We start from the raw sequence: 16,743 nt of genomic DNA on the forward strand, positions 1-16,743 counted from the left end.
GGCGTGCGGGATTTTTCCTGTCGCAATTCTCCCGAAGGCGATGAGCCGCAATCCTACAAACGCCCCTTCTCGTCACCCATAGGCTCGCGTTCCCATTTTGAGAGGACGCCATGCCCAAGAAAGCTCCAGCATCCACCGCGGCAAGCGCCGCCGAGATCGACGCGGCCCGCGCCGCGGCCCGCGCCGCGGCACGCAACACCGACAGCGCCCCCGCCAGTCCCGCGCCGGCTGCGGCGGGAAAGGGCGATCCCCCCGCGCAGAAAGCCATCGACACCCAGGCCACGGCCGGCGGCATGCCCGCCAACGTGAGCAAGCCGCTGGAGTACGGCGAAGCCAACGCGCAATCCACGCCGGCCGGCGCCACGGTGTCCGCGCCGTCGAGGCTGCCGGGCGCCAGCACGCTGTCGGAAGGCAATGCGTCGGACAAGACGGGATCGGCGGCGCCCGAGGCGCTGAACGCCACCATCGGCAGCCTGGACCGCGTGCGCGTCGATTCAAGCGGCCAGGTGCTGACCACGAACCAGGGCGTGCACGTCTCCGACAACCAGAACTCGCTCAAGGCGGGCGCACGGGGGCCGGTGCTGCTTGAAGACTTCGTGCTGCGCGAGAAGATCACGCACTTCGACCACGAGCGCATTCCCGAGCGCATCGTGCACGCGCGCGGCTCCGGTGCGCACGGCTTCTTCGAGTGCTACGAGCCGCTCACCCGCTACACCAAGGCCGCGCCTTTCAAGGAGGCGGGCAAGATCACGCCGGTGTTCGTGCGTTTCTCGACGGTGGCCGGCGAGCGCGGCTCGAAGGACACCGCGCGCGACGTGCGCGGCTTCGCCGTGAAGTTCTATACCGACGAGGGCAACTGGGACCTGGTGGGCAACAACATGCCCGTGTTCTTCATCCAGGACGCCATGAAGTTCCCCGACCTCGTGCATGCGGTCAAACCCGAGCCGCACCACCAGATGCCGCAGGCGGCCAGCGCGCACGACACCTTCTGGGACTTCGTGTCGCTGATGCCCGAGTCGACGCACATGCTCATGTGGCAGATGTCGGACCGCGCCATACCGCGCAGCTACCGCATGATGCAGGGCTTTGGCGTGCACACCTTCCGGCTGGTCAACGAGGCCGGGGAGAGCGTGCTCGTCAAGTTCCACTGGCAACCCAAGCTCGGCACGCATTCGCTCGTGTGGGAGGAGGCGGTGAAGATCTCGGGCGCCGACCCCGACTTTCATCGGCGCGACCTGTGGGAAGCCATCGAGGCGGGCGAGTATCCCGAATGGGAACTGGGCCTGCAGATCTTCACGGAGGAGCAGGCCGAGCAGTTCAGCTTCGACATCCTCGACGCGACCAAGATCGTTCCCGAGGAGCTGGTGCCCGTGCAGATCGTCGGGCGCATGGTGCTGAACCGCAACCCCGACAATTTCTTCGCCGAGACCGAGCAGGTCGCGTTCTGCACCGCGCACATCGTGCCGGGCCTGGACTTCACGAACGACCCGTTGCTCGCGGGGCGCATTCATTCCTACGTCGACACGCAGATCAGCCGGCTGGGCGGGCCCAACTTCCACGAGCTGCCGATCAACGCCCCCGTCGCCCAGGTCCACAACAACCAGCGCGACGGCATGCACCGCCAGGCGATCCACCGGGGCCGCGTGGCCTACGAGCCGAACTCGCTGGCCGGAGGCTGTCCGTTCCAGGCGGGCGCGGCGCAGGGGTTCACGAGCATTGCAAGGCGAATCGACGCGAAGGAAAGCGCCGACAAGGTGCGCATCAAGCCCAAGAAATTCGCCGATCACTACACGCAGGCGCGGCTGTTCTTCGAGAGCCAGAGCGAGGCGGAGCAGGCACACATCGGCAACGCTTCCGCTTCGAGCTTTCGAAGGTCACGGTGCCGGCCATTCGCGAGCGGGTGGTGGCCAGCCTGCTGAACGCGTCGCCGGAGCTGGCGCAGCGGCTGGCGCAGGACCTGGGCATGACGCTGCCGGCGCCGCTGCCCAAAGCCCTGGAAACGCCCGTGGCCCCGGAAGTCGATCAGTCGCCCGCGTTGTCGCTGATGGCTCGGCCCGGCGACGGAGGCATACGCACGCGCAAGGTCGCCGTGCTGGTGGCGCAAGGCGTGGAGGGCGCCTCGCTGCAGAAGCTCGTGTCCGCCCTGGTAGCCGAGGGCGCGGTGCCGCGGCTCGTCGGCGCGCGGCTGGGAACCTGCATCGGCGCCGGCGGGGAAAAGTTCGCCGTCGACGCGACGATGGAAAACTCCCCCGGCTTCCTGTTCGATGCGCTCGTGCTGCCCGACGGGCCACAGGCGGTGGAGGCGCTCGACGCCGACGCCCACACGCTCGAGTTCCTGCGCGACCAGTACTGGCACTGCAAGACGATCCTGGCGCTGGGCGCGTCGAGCGCGCTGCTGGCCGAGGCGCAGATTCCGATGACGCTGCCGGACGGGTCGGCGGACCCGGGCCTGATCCTTGCGGATGCGGCGGGCGTCGACGGCGCCATCGCCGCATTCATCGCGGCGGTGGGCGGCCCGCGCCATTTCGGGCGCGAGAACGATCCGCCGCGCGCACCCTGAACCTCACCTTGGGCGACCGAGCCATGGTGCACCGCTTCAAAACGCAGCACATTTGCGCAGGCACGGCGGCCGATGCGAAAGCCTGGGCGAAGAACCTGGGCTGCACTGTCGCCGAGCTTCGCATCGCCCTTCGGGCCGTGGGCAACTCGGTCGAGCGCGTCAAGGCGTACCTGCATGCGCTGAACGGCCGGGAAGGCGCGGGGCATCCTCCCCCCGCGTGAGTGAAGCGGATCGGCCTAAGCGAGGGGAACGTCGAGTTCGACCCACGCCGGTGCGTGGTCGCTGGCGCCGGGCAGGCCGCGCACGTCGCGGTCGACGCCGGCCGCGCGAAGCATGGGGGCGAGCTCTTCGCTCAGCAGCAGGTGGTCGATGCGAAGCCCGGCGTCCCTCGGGTAGCGGTTGCGCCAGTAAGTCCAGAACGTATAGGGTACGCGGTCGGGGTGACAGGTGCGAATCGCGTCGCACCATCCCTGCTCGAGCAAGCGTGCGAAGGCGTCACGGCTTTCGGGTTGCAGCAGCGCGTCCTCGCGCCATGACGCGGGGTTGTAGATGTCGGCGTCGGTGGGAACGACGTTGTAGTCGCCCGCCAGAACCACGGGCATGCCGCTCGCGACGAGCTTCTTCGCATGCCGGTTGAAGGCTTCGAACCATTGCAGCTTGTAGTCGAACTTCGGCCCCGGGCGCGGGTTGCCGTTGGGCAGGTACAGGCAGCCGACCACCACGCCGTGGACCACCGCCTCGATGTAGCGGCTTTGCGGGTCGGCTTCCATGCCGGGCAGGCCGCGCCCGGTTTCAATTGGTTCCCGCCCGCGCGCAAGAATGGCCACGCCGTTCCAGGCGCGCTGCCCGTGCGCGACCACGCCGTAGCCCGCGTTTCGTATCGCATCGAGCGGCAGCTTCTCGTTCGGCGACTTCAGCTCCTGCAGGCACGCGACGTCGGGCTTCGATTGCGCAAGCCACGCCAGCAGGCGTTCGAGACGGCTGCCGATGCCGTTGATGTTGAAGGTGGCGATCTTCATCGGTGTCGGAGCGGTGGGGAGTCGAAAAAAGATGTCGTCATCTTCCGCCTTCCGCCGGCTGGCCGCGCGTCGGACAACGCGTCTTCTTGGACGATGACAAGGCTTCCAGCGATTCCCCCGATGCTCGCCAAGGTGGCGGCGGACCTGCCGGACGGCGGCGACTTTCTCTTCGAGCCGAAGTGGGACGGCTTTCGCGCCATCGTGTTCCACGATGCCGATGGCGTTCGCATTCAAAGCCGCGATGCCAAGCCGCTCGATCGTTACTTTCCGGACCTGCACGCGGCGTTTGCCAACGCGTTGCCGCTCGGCTGTGCGCTGGATGGAGAGATCGTGGTCGCCACGCCGTCGGGGCTGGACTTCGACGCGCTGCAGCAGCGCGTTCATCCCGCCGCGTCGCGCGTGGCGCGGCTGGCCGCCGAGCAGCCGGCCGCTTTCGTTGCCTTCGACATCCTGTACCTCGGCGGTGCCAGCTGCATGCCCCGGCCCCAGGCCGAGCGCCGCCTGCTGCTTGAAGCACTGCTGGCCGGCGCCGAACCGCCGCTTCGCCTGACCCCACTGACCATCGACCTCGGCTTGGCGCGGCGGTGGCTGCGCGACTTCGAGGGGGCCGGGCTGGACGGGGTCATGGTCAAGCCGGCCGAGGCGCCGTACCAGCCCGGCAAACGGGCGATGCTCAAGGTCAAGCATGTGCGCACCGCCGACTGCGTGGTCGCCGGGTTTCGCTGGCACAAGAGTACCGTGGACGGCGGACCGGCCGCCGTCGGCTCGCTGCTGCTGGGCCTGTACGACGGCGCGGGCGTGCTGCAGCATGTGGGCATGACGGCTTCCTTCGGCATGGCGATGCGCCGGGCGCTCGCGGCGGAACTGGCCGCGCTGCGAAGTCGCGCGCTGGCCGGGCACCCGTGGGCCTGCTGGGCCAGCGACACCAACGACGACGCGCGGCGCATGCCCGGTGCACGCAGCCGCTGGAGTTCGGGAAAGGATGCGTCGTGGGAGCCCTTGCGGATCGAACGCGTCTGCGAGGTCAGGTACGACCATCTGCAAGGCGACCGCTTTCGCCACGGCACCACGTTCATGCGCTGGCGCCTGGACAAGTCGCCGGCCGAGTGCACCTACGAGCAACTCGAGATCACGCCGCCCTACGAGATCGCGAGGGTGTTCAGGGCCTGAGGTCTTCGACGCGCCACCCGCGGCTGCCGCAAAGCAACCCCTTCACATCCACGTCGTGCCGAGCATCGCCAGCGCGGCAGCCGCCATCACGCCGGTGGCGGCCCAGCCGATGACTTTCCACCGCAAGGGAATGACCAGCTCGCCCATGACCTTGCGGCTCGATCCCGCGAGCATCACGCCGGCCATGATCGGCACGGAACTCACCGCGTTGATCACCGCGGCGTAGACCAGTGCCTTCATCGGGTTGACGCCCGACACGCCGATTGCCAACCCGAGCAGCATGGCTGCCGCAAGGATGCCGTAGAACGCCGGCGCGCCGGCCGCGGGCCGGTCCAGACCCTTGCGCACGCCGAGCATGCTGGCAAGCGCATAGGCCGCCGAACCCGCCAGCACCGGCAGGGCGAGCAGGCCGGTCCCCACGATGCCGAGCGCGAACAGCACGAACGCGGCATTCCCGGCGATCGGCTTGAGTGCCTGGGCCGCCTGCGAGGTCGTTTCGATGTGCGTCTGGCCATGGGCATGCAGCGTGGCCGCCGTGGCCAGGATCATGAAGAACGCGACGACGTTGGAAAAACCCATGCCGATCCAGGTGTCCGTCTTCAGGCGTCCCAGCTGGGCCGGCGCCTGGTCGGGTGCCCGCTTCAGGGGATGGTCTTGCGGCACGCGCCGGATCTCCTCGACTTCCTGCGAGGCTTGCCAGAAGAACAGGTACGGGCTGATGGTGGTGCCCAGGATCGCGACGACGGTCGTCACGAACTCCTTGTCCCATTGAAAGCGAGGCAGCAACGCGCCCTTGAGCGACTCGAGCCAGTCGACGTTCGCGGCGAATGCGACCGCCACATAGGCCAACAGCGAAAGCGTGAGCCACTTGAGAACGCGCACATAGCGCTCGTAGGGCAGCCAGACCTGCAGCCCGAGCGACAGCAAGCCGAAGAAGATCGCGTAGGCGGCCTTCGGTCCGCCGATCACCAGCGCGACCACGTCGCCCATCGCGTTCAGGTCGGCGCCCAGGTTGATGACGTTCGCGACGACCAGCGACGCGATCAACAGCCACACCACCGGTGCCGGCCACAGCCGCGAGAAGGCCTCGGCCAGGCCCTGGCCGCTGACCCGGCCGATGCGCGCGCTGGCCAGCTGGATGCCGACCATGAGGGGGTAGGTCAGCAGCAGCGTCCATCCCACGCTGTAGCCGAATTGGGCGCCCGCCTGCGAATAGGTGGCGATGCCGCTGGGGTCGTCGTCGGCCGCGCCGGTGATCAGGCCGGGCCCCAGCTTTGCCAGCCAGCGCTTGTCGGCAGGCGGTGTTTCGCGGGGCGTCGCGAGGCCGACGGGGTCTGGCAAGTCTGTCATGGCGTGGTCCCGAAGGTGGGCGGGCGGTGGCTGTCGTATCAGGTCATGGCGCTCGTGCCGCGCACAGGCGCGACGACAGCCTGCGCAAGCCGCTGCGCGACGGCATTCAGCAAGGCGCCCGCGAATCCGCCGGGCGCTCGCGAGTCGACACGCGCGCTGGTCACGACGCGGGGCAGGGAACTCCAGGCGACACGGTGGCCGGCGGCGGCCAGTGCCGCGACCAGGGCCGCGACCAGGGCCGCGACCAGGGCCGCGTCTTCGCCGCAGGCCAGGTGCCTGAAGCCGCCAACGCTCCGGTACGCCTCGGCGGACACGCCAAGATTTGCGCCATGCACATGCCGGTGCCCCTCGCAGTCGAAGTAGGTCTGCTGGAAATGCGCGCGCAGCAACTCGGCGTTGCAGCCGTGGGGCGACCAGTCGTGGACACAGACAGTGCCGCAGACCACGTCGGCCTGTACCGCGAGTTGATGGGCCAACCACTTTGCGGAAACCACCGTGTCGGCGTCGGTGAACGCGAGCCACCTCGCGCCCCGCGCGAGCAGCACCTGTGCGCCGACGGCCCGCGCCATGCCCACGTTGCGACCGCGAATGGACACGGTGAGGGCTCCGCCGGCCGCGGCCAGCACACCCGTGGCATCGCTGCAGTCGTCCAGCACGACGACAATCTCTACGGGCTCTCCCTGGAGCGCAGGGTGCTCGGCCGCAGTGCGTGCGGCGCCGAGGCAGGTGGCAATGAGCCGCTCTTCGTTGTGCGCCGGAATGACGATGCCGATCATGATCGAGACGCTCCTGGTGCCGGTCCTTGAATGGGGATTGCAAGGACCATAGATTTGCACTCGACGGCGCTGCGTCAGGCAAGAGGCGCCGAATTTGTAGGTGTCCGCTTCATCCCCGGCCAGACGAGGCCGCCAGGTCACGCGCCGTCCGGTGAATGGGTCTCCGAGATGGAGGCTGCCATCAGGCGCGTCGCTTGCGCGAAGCCGCCGCAGCCGCAGCAGCGCCTCGCCGGTGGCCGTGTGTGGCAACTGGTCGAGCAGCCGGATCTGGTCGGGGCGTTTGCGCTTTCCCGGTCGTGCCTCGTTGTGTGCACACGATCGCGCCAGCAGCGCGCCAGCAGCGCGCCAGCAGCGCGCCGGCACCACGAAGGCCACGGGCCTTTCGATGAACTGCTCGTCGGGACGCCGACCGCGCAGCATTCCCAGACGCTCAGCACCTCTGAGCATCGCTGCCGCGATCCCGAAAGAAGACGTGGCTGAACGAAGGCGGCATGCGACGAAGTCGACCTCTCCTCGCGCGATCGCCAGCAACGCATTGTCTTGACCGGCTGCAGCAGGCGGGCGTCGGCGCGTGCCGCCCGGCACGCTCTCATCGTCGCTTGATTTGGGCTAAATTCAGTGCTAAATTTAGACCCACGTGCGCTCAGGGGATCTCTATGCCATCCGTTGCCAACATCAAGTCCATCTCTTACTTGAAAAGTCACGCCGCCCAGATTTCCGAAGAGCTGGAGATGAACGGCGCGCCTTTCTTCATCACGCAGAACGGTGAAGCCAGCATGGTGATTGAAAGCGTCAAGCAGTTTCAGGAAAAAGAGGCACTCATCGCCGCCCTGAGGGTCATGGCATTGGGCGAAAAAGATCGAACGCAGGGCAAAGGTATTTCCGTGGCTGACTCTCGCGCGCAGTTGGCTGCAGCTCGTCAGCGTCGCAAGTAGTGGCCCTCTTCATTCTTCCCGATGCCCAGAAGGACCTACTCTCGCTGCAGGAGTACATGCTCGACAAATGGAGCGAATCCGACTGGCTCAAGGCTGAGGACGAGATTTTCGAGAAGCTGGCGCTGGTGGATACGGGTTTTTTGACTGGGACGCCGGTCCAGGAACTTGCATCCGTTGGCATCTTTGACTACCAGAACGTCTTCACCTCGCACCACAAGCTGGTCTATCGGCGCATCGCCGACGACACCTTTGTTTATGCCGTCGCGGGGCATCGGCAAGACTATCCAACGCTCTTGATGAAGCGCCTTCTGAGGGTCTGAGGAGAGGGTATTCGACTTGCCTGCGGCCCTCTACGACATCCTCCCCGTCCACTGCCTGTGGCCGACGGTCGGCGAGGTTGGGTTCAGCAGCCGCTGCGGGCAGTGGAGGCGCTTCCCTGCAGACCGCGGGCGCCAGGGATGAGCTGCGCAAGCGTTCCAAGGCTCGACAGGTTCGTTGCAGCGCGGCAGGCGAGGCGTTTACGCGTAGAGTCCAGGTTCGCACAGCCGCAAACCTGCAGGGCAGACCACTGTTCTTACCCCACACCAGCGACGCGCGGCAATCCCGTCGACTTACGTGGTCGCGATCTCGTGGTTCCTTTGCATCTCAGGGGCAGCACGTCGGCCGGGGCTGCTGCAGAGAGCCGAACGTTAGCTCTTTGTGTGGGGCGCACGGGCTGTAGCGGTTGTGCCGAGCTACTGTTTGAGCAGGGCTATGGATTCCAAGGTCAAACGTCAACGGAAGTGTTTGAGGAATTCGTCCTTCAGATCTTCTGCCTTGTCCTTGACATCCAGAAGCTAAGCTTTTGGTGAGAACGCTCGTTGGCCAGGTATGGCGTCGAGGAAAACCACCCGCCATCCACCACGATGTCGGTGCCTGTGATGTAGGACGACTTTTCGCTCGCAAGGAACAGGGCCGTGTTGTTCATGGCGTTGGACTGCATCTTCTTCATCAGCGGATTCGAAGTCATCGGCGCTGTGAGATGGGTCTCGATAAAGCCGGGCTGCAGGACGTTGCCGCGGAGCCCCCAATCGGCGTACACATACGCAGCAGAACGCGACAGCTCCTCGACCGCCCATTTGGAGGAAGAGTAGGCGGTGCTGAAGTTGCCCGTGATGTCCGCGACGGAGCCGATGTTGACGATGGAGCCACCACCCGACGTCGACAGAAACGATTGAACACGGCTGCCCATCAAGATCGGCAAGGGATTCGAGAACTGCATGTGCGCACTGCTTGATGTCGGAGAGCGCAAAGCGACCTGGATCGTCGTGAAGCGGAACTCAAAAATGCTGATGGAGGTTTGGATCCTCTCCTTGGCGCTCAAGGGCACCGACGTAGAAGTTCGAGGTTCTGAAATAGAGACAGGGCAGATACGTCCGCCACAAGCGGCGTAGGCATGCGGCTCCATTCATGTTTCTTGCCAGGGCGGCGGTCGATCGACGGGTGCTCAAGAAAAGCAGTCCGACACATTCGTGTGCCGAAGAACTTTGAAGCTCGAAAACTGCGGATCTTTGACCCGGTCTGCAACGACGAATGCGAGGAAGAGTGCGTGTCCTACGCATTCGCAGTTGAACAAGCTCAACCGCGTTCTATCCACCGCTTGTGCCAACAATCCTCGGCTAACTGAAGTGAAGATCTAGTGCGGGCTCAAGTCGTTCAATGATCGGCATCCGTCGGACAGTAACCAGTTAGAGCGGCCTGCCAAGACGATGCGGGTAGCGCTTGACTCGCAAGAAGCTGGTCTTGCCGAAATCCTTCTGTGTGCTTTAGCGGAGGAAGTCACCAAAGCGCCGAGGGGGTGCTGCTTGACCTGCTCTGCGCGATGCCCACGAACGGAGTGTTCATGCCGGCTCCCGAGGACGCAAGGAAAGATCTCATCGGCGATGATGCTCGGGTCCCTCCGATCGCAAGATCCTGACGCGCGGGGCAAGCGAACTGGGTATGAGCGACGGAACGTTGAATTTGACTGTGCACCTCACGTACCGGCCTGAGTTTTGGCCCTGGCGACGCCAGCTGCAGGTGATCGTGACGTTCGCGAGCTCCCCGGTGGCGCGACCGTCCAGCAGGTTGCCAATTGCTTGGGCTATGAGTCACCCTCTGCCTTCACAGGATGTTCAAGAAGGTTTTTGGAAAGCCACCCGCCAGCTACGTCGGTGACCGCTTTCGCGTCGGTGGATGACACGTGAGTTCAGATCGGCGCGCCGCCCCGGACGCCAGCGGCCATCCAGCAGTCACACTCACCTGTAGGCTCGGGCGTGGGTCACACCACCGTCCACCACCAGGGTGGCGCCCATGACATAGTCACCTGCGCGCGACGCCAAGAAGATCGCCGCGCCCGCGATGTCCTCTGATGTGCCGATGCGTCTGGCGGGTATGTATTCGGACAGCTCGTCGCCGCGGTCGCGTGCGTTGCGGTTCATCTCGGATGGAAACGCACCAGGTGCAATGGCGCTGACCGCGATATTGTCCTGGGCCAGGCGCAGCGCCATTCGCCGTGTCAGATGGATCAAGCCCGCCTTGCTGGCGACGTAGGAGTAATTCTCCTGAGGGTTGAGCGCGATGCCATCCGTGGAGGCGATGTTGATGATCTTTCCCACATGCCCCTTGGCCGCAGTGCGCAGCGGCTCGGACAGTGCTTTCGTCAAGAAGAAAGGCGTTTTCAGATTGAGATCAACCACCTTGTCCCAACCGCTTTCCGGGAAAGCATCGAAGTCTTCTCCCCAGGCGGCGCCGGCGTTGTTGACCAGGATGTCCAAGGTGGTTTCATGCTGCGCGTAGGCAGCGGCCAGGGCCTGGCAGCCGGTGACCGTCGAGACGTCGGAGGGCAGCGAGACGCAATGGCCGTTCTTCGACAGTTCCGAAGCCGCCAGATCGCACGCCGCGGCTTTGCGCGCGCTGATATAGACGCGTGCGCCTTGCGCCAAGAACCCCTCGGCGATCATGCGACCAATACCGCGTGAGCCACCCGTGACGAGCGCGGTGCGGCCTCGCAGAGAAAAAAGATCTTGCGTCGTCATCGCGATGCCTTGGCCGTGGTGTTCTTGCGCATGTGAAATAACTCCTGTCTGACTTCTGGGCGCCAAAAGATGTAAGGCCCTGCCGGAGAAGGACCATGGGGCCTTTGGCGCAGAGCTGGCGTCCTTTGCTCGCCGGCTGGCTCATCGGCGGCGCGCCAGCTTCGTGGCCACCGGCCCTTCGCCCCGCTGTCTTCAGAACTGCCGCGCCGGCAGTTTGGTGAGATCAGCCCGCGTCGAGAAGGGCTCGCCTCACGTAGCGGTGCCATCCAACAGCCGGCGAGCAGTTCGAGTGAAGTGCACTTCCCGGACCGTCCACTGGTCGTCGCCTGTGCGAGCCACGTTCGCAAAAATTCCGATCACGCCGCTGGGATGACCGATGCGGATGCGCGTGGGACCGGTATGACTTAATCGCGCCTCGGCAGGAATCGTCCCTGCGATCTGTGCGGCCACGGACAGGCACACCGAGCCGCCGCCCGGAAAAGCCTTGTGCATCGCACCGCCATTGAGAACCATGCGCGCAACGAAGTCGATCTCCGACGACTGGACGATTCGATCGCCGCCGATGGTGCGGTAGTCCTGCGCCGCGCCGATGAGGATCTGGTAGGGCGTGAGGGTTCCTGACGCTGGCAGGTTGCAGCGATCGGCGGCCCAGCGCCGCACCTCCTCGGCCATTTCGTAGATATCGGGGCTGAGTTGACCGGGAAGCTCGGTGCCGATAACGCCGAGATCCGCCGCGCGGATGAACACACACGCCGTGCCCACATCGACGATCGAGACGGGTATCTCGCGGCCGAGTTGGGAGACGTAGACCGAATCACGTGCCTGCCCGGTGGGCAGCAATCTGCCGGTGGTGGCGCCGCTGGTGCCGGAGTAGTCCAGCGCGACCTCGGCGCCCCTGGCGGGCACCCCATCCACTTCGGTGTCGCCCTCCACGCGCGGCTCGCCGTGCGCACATTGCACGACCATGCGCAGAATCTTGCCGGTGTTGGTGTTGTGCACCCGCACGGTGGTGGCGGGCTCCTGCACGGGAATCAACCGCTCCTGCAGTGCGTAGACCCCGGTGGCCGACGAGATGTTGCCGCAGACGATCTCGAAGCTCACGCTGGGCTGATCGATCCCGATCTGCACGAAGGTGTAGTCGATGTCTGCGTCAGGCCGTGACGGCGGTCCAATGATCGCGCATTTGCTTGTGAGGATGTCGGCGCCTCCCAGCCCGTCGATCTGGCGCACGTCCGGGCTGCCGAACAGAGCCAGAAGGAAGCGCTGCAGCGCCTGCGGATCGGAGGGCACGTCACGCCGTGCGAGAAAAACAGCCTTGCTGGTGCCGCCGCGCATCAAGGTGACCGGAACGCTCATTTGTTCTTTCATTCATTCAGTATGCGCGTGCGCATGGCGTGCGTCCTTGCAGTTTGGCTGCGCTCGCTTTAGCAGAACTACACGCTTGAAACGCTTTAGGAAGGCTAAAGAGTGCGCAGCACAAATCCAATGACCGGGCGGCGCGGGGTCACCACACTTCCTGTTGTCGTGGCCATCGCCACCGGAACAGGAGACACCTTTGAAGATCATCAAGCGTACGGATTCCCACATCCGTGACACCCCTGGCGGCATGGTGCTTGTGGCCACCCAGGCAGGCGGACAGCCCCCCCAGTTTCCGCCGATCGAATTCGTCCACAACGACCAGCCGGTCGAGGAAATCGAGCTCGGACCGACCGGGTCCCTCTACAGCTTCACCGTGGTCCATCCCGGCAAGGACAAGCCTGCCTACGGCCTGGCGATGGTCGACTTCGAGTCGGGGGTTCGCGCCTTCGGTCGGCTCCTCTTCGATGGAAGCCCGCCTGCGATCGAAAGCCGCGTGCGCGTGGTGCCTTTCACGTTGCCCGACGGCACCCCCGACTACGCCTTTCAGGAGCAATGAAATGAAGCAACCAATGATCACCGGCGTGGGAATCACCGACTTCGGCCGCTTTCCGGAATTCACCGAGGAGGCGATGGTCCAGTCGGCCATTCTCGACGCGCTGGAAGACGCCGGCACGCGGCTTTCCGAGGTACAGGCGCTCTACTGCGGCAACGCGCTCGGTGCCATGTTGCCAGGACAGCGGGCACTGCGTGAACTGCATGCGAACGGGGGCGCGGTCTACAACGTGGACAACGCCTGCTCCAGCGGAGCGACTGCACTGAATCTCGCATTGCAGGCGCTCAAGGTCGGGCAGTACGACACCGTCCTGGTATTCGGCATGGACCATCTGAGCGCTCTGGGAGGCGGGCCGTTGCAGCTGAGCCAACAGGACTGGAACAACAGGCGGGGCATGATCATGCCCGCCTTGTACGCCATGCGCGCTCGGCGGTACATGCATGACCACGGGCTCGGGCTCGAGACGCTTGCGGACATCTCCGTGAAGAACCGAAAGCACGGCGTTCTCAATCCCATCGCCAAGTTTGCAAAGCTGGCGACCCGCGAGGAGATTCTTGCGTCCCGCCCGGTGGCTGAGCCGCTCACGCTGCTGCAGTGCTGTCCCGCCGTGGTCGACGGTGCTGCGGCGCTCGTGCTCAGCACCAAGCCCTCCCGAGGCGTTGCGAAGCCGGTTCAGGTGCTGGCGTCCGTGGTGCAGTCCGGCTTGTTCGAAACCACGCCGGTCGACATGACGGAGGCAGAGATCACGGCGCGTGCCGCCAGGCTGGCCTATGAGCAGGCCGGTGTGGAACCGCAGGATCTCAGCCTGCTCGAAGTGCACGACGCCTTCACCATCTCCGAATTGCTCTACTACGAAGCGCTGGGGCTGTGCGATCGCGGCGACGCGGCTGCGTTGCTGCGCAGCGGTGCCACCGCCCTGGGCGGGCGGGTGCCTGTCAATCCGAGTGGCGGCCTTCTCGCAAAGGGACATCCGCCCGGCGCAACCGGTGTCGCACAGATCGTGGAAGTCTGCGAGCAGTTGCAAGGCCGCGCGGGAGCTCGGCAAGTGCAGGGGGCACGGATCGGCCTCACGCAGGTGACTGGTGGCGGTATCTGGGGCGTGGACCACGCCGCCTGCGCCATCCATATTCTTTCGCTCTGATCGGCTCGACATGAACCAGAAACATCCAACTCCTGCGGCCTCGCTGCAAGGCCTTGTCGCCGTCGTCACCGGGGGCGCGAAGGGCATCGGCCTTGGCATCGCCCTCGAGCTGGCGCAGGCCGGCTGCCGTCTCGCGCTGTGGGACCTCGACGACGAAGCCCTGCAAGCGGCCCAGCGCAGCCTTGCAGGCGAAGGGGTCGACGTGACCACCTTCAAGGTTGACGTGAGCTCGGTGGAGCAGGTGGAGTCGACAGTGGCCCAACTGCTGGCGTCCCATTCACGCATCGACATCTTGGTCAACAACGCTGGCATCGGTGGCGACAAGCTTGTTTCCAAGATGGATCTGGCGTTCTGGCGCCGCGTGATCGAGATCAACCTCCATTCGCAATTCATCTGCTCCAAGGCGGTGTTGACCTCCATGGCTGAAAACGGGTTCGGACGCATCATCAACATCGGTTCTCGTGCCTGGCTGGGCAATCGCGGCCAGGCGGCCTATTCCGCTTCCAAGGGCGCCGTGGTGAGTCTGACCCGCTCGCTGGCGCTGGAGTACGCGCGCAAGGGCATCACGGTGAACGCCATCGCGCCGGGCATCGTCGAGACGCCGCTGTTTGAAACGCTCACCGAGGAGGTCAGGCAGGGTCTTCACAAGACCGTGCCGATGGAGCGCATCGGCCAGCCAGAAGACATCGGTCGCGCCGTTCGATTCTTCGCGGAGCCGGGCTCCAGCTACGTCACGGGGCAGCTGCTGTACGTGTGCGGCGGACGCAGTCTCAGCAGTGCGTCGGTGTAGTGAACCGATGCGAACCCAAGAAGAACATCCAACGAGATCGAAGGTCGCATGCTCGCAAATGCATTGAGCGGATTGAAGGTGATCGACTTCACCCAGGTCATGGCGGGTCCCACCTGCACGCTGTGCCTGGCCGACCTCGGGGCCGATGTCGTGAAAGTGGAAGCCCCCACAGGCGATCTTTCGCGAGCGCTCTCGCCCTGGGTTCACGGCGAGGGCGTTCCCTTCCTTGCGCTCAATCGCAACAAGCGCAGCATCGTGCTCGATCTCAAGCAGCCGACCCACCGGCAAGCGGCGCTGCAGCTGGTCGCGCAGGCGGACGTGCTGGTGGAGAGCTTCCGTCCGGGCGTGATGGAACGCCTGGGGCTTGACTACGCCACGGCGGCTGCGGGCAATCCGCGGCTGATTTACTGCTCCGTCTCCGCGTACGGCCAACAGGGTTCCGCAAGGGACCTGCCCGGCGTGGACGGCGTGCTGCAGGCCGTGAGCGGCCTCATGAGCGTCACCGGCGCGCCCGATGGACCGCCGTGCAAGGTGCCGGTGCCCGTTGTCGATCTTGTCACGGGGTCCCTGGCGACCATCTCGATCCTGGCGGCCCTCGCGCAGCGCCAACGCACCGGGCTGGGCCAGCATGTGGAGGCAAGCATGTTCGCCAGCGCCATCGCGCTGCAGCACGTGAGCTTCGCGTCCTATTTCGCGGACGGCCACGTGCCCGGCCCGCAGGGAAACGCAGCGCCGTACTCGACGCCGAACGAGGCCTTGCGTTGCGCCGACGGGTGGATCATGGTGGCGGCCTACCACCCCGCGCGATGGCGGGCCTTGTGTACCGCCGTCGGTGCGCCCGAGCTCGCATCGGACCCGCGTTTCGCCGAGAACAAGGATCGGTTGCAGCACCGCGAGACGCTGTTGCGCCTGCTCGAAGCACGCATGCTGGCGCGTCCTCGTGCCTTCTGGCTCGAGCAGTTCGCGGCCGTGGACATCATCTGCGGTCCGATCAACAACTATGCCGAGGTCGCGCAGTCCGCGCCCTTCGTCGAAGCGGCGCTCACGGAGACCTTGCCGCACCCGATCGCAGGTCCGTTGACGCTGCCGCGCAGCGTCATTGGCGCGGTTGGCGAGCGGCCCCGGGCGAGGCGGGCCGCTCCAACGCTCGGACAGCACACCCGCGAGGTGCTGCTCGAGCTGGGCATGCCGCCCGCAAACATCGAGGCGGTCATCGCCGCCGACTCCCCCACCACCTGAGACAAACCCATGCCCATCGTCAAGACAGTCCGGGATGGCGTCGCCATCGTCACCCTCCATCGTCCCGAAGCCATGAATTCCATCGACCCCGAGTCGAACGAGCAACTGCTCGCGATCTGGGATCAGGTCTGCAGCGACGAGGAAATCCGCGTCGTCGTCCTGACCGGCGCGGGCGAGCGAGCGTTCTGCACAGGCGCGGACCTCAAGAAGACGATGCCGCCGGCCGACAGTGCCGCGCGGCAGGTCTTTCGCGCCGACAACAGACATTCCAATTTCGGTACGCTGCAGACTGACAAGCCTGTTGTCGCCGCGATCAATGGCTATGCCCTGGGCGGTGGACTGGAACTGGCCTTGCTTGCGGACATCCGCATCTGTTCGGAGAACGCGCAGTTCGGCTTGCCGGAGGTGCGCGTCGGCAGCATTCCGGGCGCCGGGGGCACGCAACGCCTGATCCGCGCGGTGGGCCAGTCGGACGCGATGTGGATGCTGCTGACGGGCGAACGCATCGATGCCAACGAAGCGTTGCGGATCGGATTGGTCAGCAAGGTGGTTCCGCTTTCCGCGCTGGAGGAAACGGCGATCAACCTGGCACGCGCGATGGCCGCCAATGCACCGTTGGCAATGACCGCGGCCAAGCGTCTGGCAATGACCGGACGGGAACTGCCGCTTGCGGGGGGGCTGGAGCTGGAACGCCAGGCCTTTGGCGTGCTCAGGGACAGCGAGGATCGACTGGAAGGGCGCCGTGCTTTCGCCGACAAGCGCGCCCCGGTCTTTCGGGGTCGCTGACTTTGCCTG

15 protein-coding genes and 1 pseudogene are annotated in these 16,743 nt (G+C 65.5%); 10 read left to right on the forward strand and 6 right to left on the reverse strand.

From position 1 onward, the window contains the following. Positions 1–110 precede the first annotated feature (110 nt). Positions 111–2,560, forward strand: a pseudogene (locus BMG07_RS05590) (catalase). Between the two features lie 8 nt (positions 2,561–2,568). Then, positions 2,569–2,781: a DUF3606 domain-containing protein gene (locus BMG07_RS05595; RefSeq protein WP_198083718.1), complete on the forward strand. Its 213-nt coding sequence runs from the start codon at positions 2,569–2,571 to the stop codon at positions 2,779–2,781. A gap of 15 nt (positions 2,782–2,796) precedes the next feature. On the opposite strand, the gene BMG07_RS05600 is transcribed toward BMG07_RS05595, so the two are convergent. Beyond that, positions 2,797–3,579, reverse strand: coding sequence for an exodeoxyribonuclease III (locus tag BMG07_RS05600; RefSeq protein WP_198083719.1), 783 nt, complete (start codon positions 3,577–3,579; stop codon positions 2,797–2,799). A 93-nt stretch (positions 3,580–3,672) separates the two neighbouring features. Here BMG07_RS05600 and BMG07_RS05605 point away from each other — a divergent pair, with 93 nt between their 5' ends. Next, a complete protein-coding gene (locus tag BMG07_RS05605) occupies positions 3,673–4,749 on the forward strand; it encodes an ATP-dependent DNA ligase (protein ID WP_198083720.1) in 1,077 nt (358 codons plus the stop codon). Between the two features lie 42 nt (positions 4,750–4,791). Here the strand turns inward: BMG07_RS05605 and BMG07_RS05610 are convergent, their stop codons facing one another. Both BMG07_RS05610 and BMG07_RS05615 read right to left on the reverse strand, forming a co-directional pair. Then, the gene (locus tag BMG07_RS05610; RefSeq protein WP_198083721.1) at positions 4,792–6,099 is read right to left on the reverse strand and encodes an Nramp family divalent metal transporter; all 1,308 of its coding nucleotides are present in this window, start codon (positions 6,097–6,099) and stop codon (positions 4,792–4,794) included. Between the two features lie 38 nt (positions 6,100–6,137). Beyond that, positions 6,138–6,875, reverse strand: a complete 738-nt coding sequence (locus tag BMG07_RS05615) for a glycosyltransferase family 2 protein (RefSeq protein ID WP_198083765.1) — start codon at positions 6,873–6,875, stop codon at positions 6,138–6,140. A 656-nt stretch (positions 6,876–7,531) separates the two neighbouring features. Here BMG07_RS05615 and BMG07_RS05620 point away from each other — a divergent pair. Then, the gene (locus tag BMG07_RS05620) at positions 7,532–7,810 is read left to right on the forward strand and encodes a type II toxin-antitoxin system Phd/YefM family antitoxin (RefSeq protein ID WP_198083722.1); all 279 of its coding nucleotides are present in this window, start codon (positions 7,532–7,534) and stop codon (positions 7,808–7,810) included. Next, positions 7,810–8,130, forward strand: coding sequence for a type II toxin-antitoxin system RelE/ParE family toxin (locus tag BMG07_RS05625; protein ID WP_198083723.1), 321 nt, complete (start codon positions 7,810–7,812; stop codon positions 8,128–8,130). Before BMG07_RS05620 ends, BMG07_RS05625 begins: the two co-directional genes overlap by 1 nt. 482 nt (positions 8,131–8,612) lie before the next feature. Here the strand turns inward: BMG07_RS05625 and BMG07_RS05630 are convergent, their stop codons facing one another. The 3 genes from BMG07_RS05630 to BMG07_RS05640 form a co-directional block, all read right to left on the reverse strand. Beyond that, entirely contained in the window at positions 8,613–9,173 is a 561-nt protein-coding gene (locus BMG07_RS05630) for an SDR family NAD(P)-dependent oxidoreductase (protein ID WP_198083724.1), read from the reverse strand. Positions 9,174–10,086: 913 nt separating this feature from the next. Further along, complete coding sequence (locus BMG07_RS05635; protein ID WP_198083725.1) at positions 10,087–10,866, reverse strand: SDR family oxidoreductase; 780 nt, start codon at positions 10,864–10,866, stop codon at positions 10,087–10,089. 249 nt (positions 10,867–11,115) lie between these two features. Then, on the reverse strand, positions 11,116–12,222 hold the full coding sequence (locus BMG07_RS05640) for a PrpF domain-containing protein (RefSeq protein ID WP_269758677.1): 1,107 nt from the start codon (positions 12,220–12,222) through the stop codon (positions 11,116–11,118). A 199-nt stretch (positions 12,223–12,421) separates the two neighbouring features. Here BMG07_RS05640 and BMG07_RS05645 point away from each other — a divergent pair, with 199 nt between their 5' ends. The 5 genes from BMG07_RS05645 to BMG07_RS05665 are packed head-to-tail and all read left to right on the forward strand — an operon-like array spanning position 12,422 to position 16,734. Further along, on the forward strand, positions 12,422–12,781 hold the full coding sequence (locus tag BMG07_RS05645; protein WP_198083726.1) for a Zn-ribbon domain-containing OB-fold protein: 360 nt from the start codon (positions 12,422–12,424) through the stop codon (positions 12,779–12,781). A 1-nt stretch (position 12,782) separates the two neighbouring features. Beyond that, positions 12,783–13,919 carry a thiolase family protein gene (locus BMG07_RS05650; RefSeq protein ID WP_198083727.1) on the forward strand — a complete coding sequence of 379 codons (1,137 nt, stop codon included), beginning with the start codon at positions 12,783–12,785 and terminating at the stop codon, positions 13,917–13,919. A 10-nt stretch (positions 13,920–13,929) separates the two neighbouring features. Then, positions 13,930–14,709 (forward strand): SDR family NAD(P)-dependent oxidoreductase, encoded by a 780-nt coding sequence (locus BMG07_RS05655; RefSeq protein ID WP_198083728.1) that lies wholly within the window; start codon positions 13,930–13,932, stop codon positions 14,707–14,709. 48 nt (positions 14,710–14,757) lie between these two features. After that, entirely contained in the window at positions 14,758–15,948 is a 1,191-nt protein-coding gene (locus BMG07_RS05660; RefSeq protein ID WP_198083729.1) for a CaiB/BaiF CoA-transferase family protein, read from the forward strand. A 9-nt stretch (positions 15,949–15,957) separates the two neighbouring features. Continuing rightward, entirely contained in the window at positions 15,958–16,734 is a 777-nt protein-coding gene (locus tag BMG07_RS05665; RefSeq protein ID WP_198083730.1) for an enoyl-CoA hydratase/isomerase family protein, read from the forward strand. Positions 16,735–16,743 lie beyond the last annotated feature (9 nt).

Origin of the sequence: Variovorax sp. E3 (assembly GCF_016082275.1) — a bacterium.
Lineage (GTDB): Bacteria > Pseudomonadota > Gammaproteobacteria > Burkholderiales > Burkholderiaceae_C > Variovorax.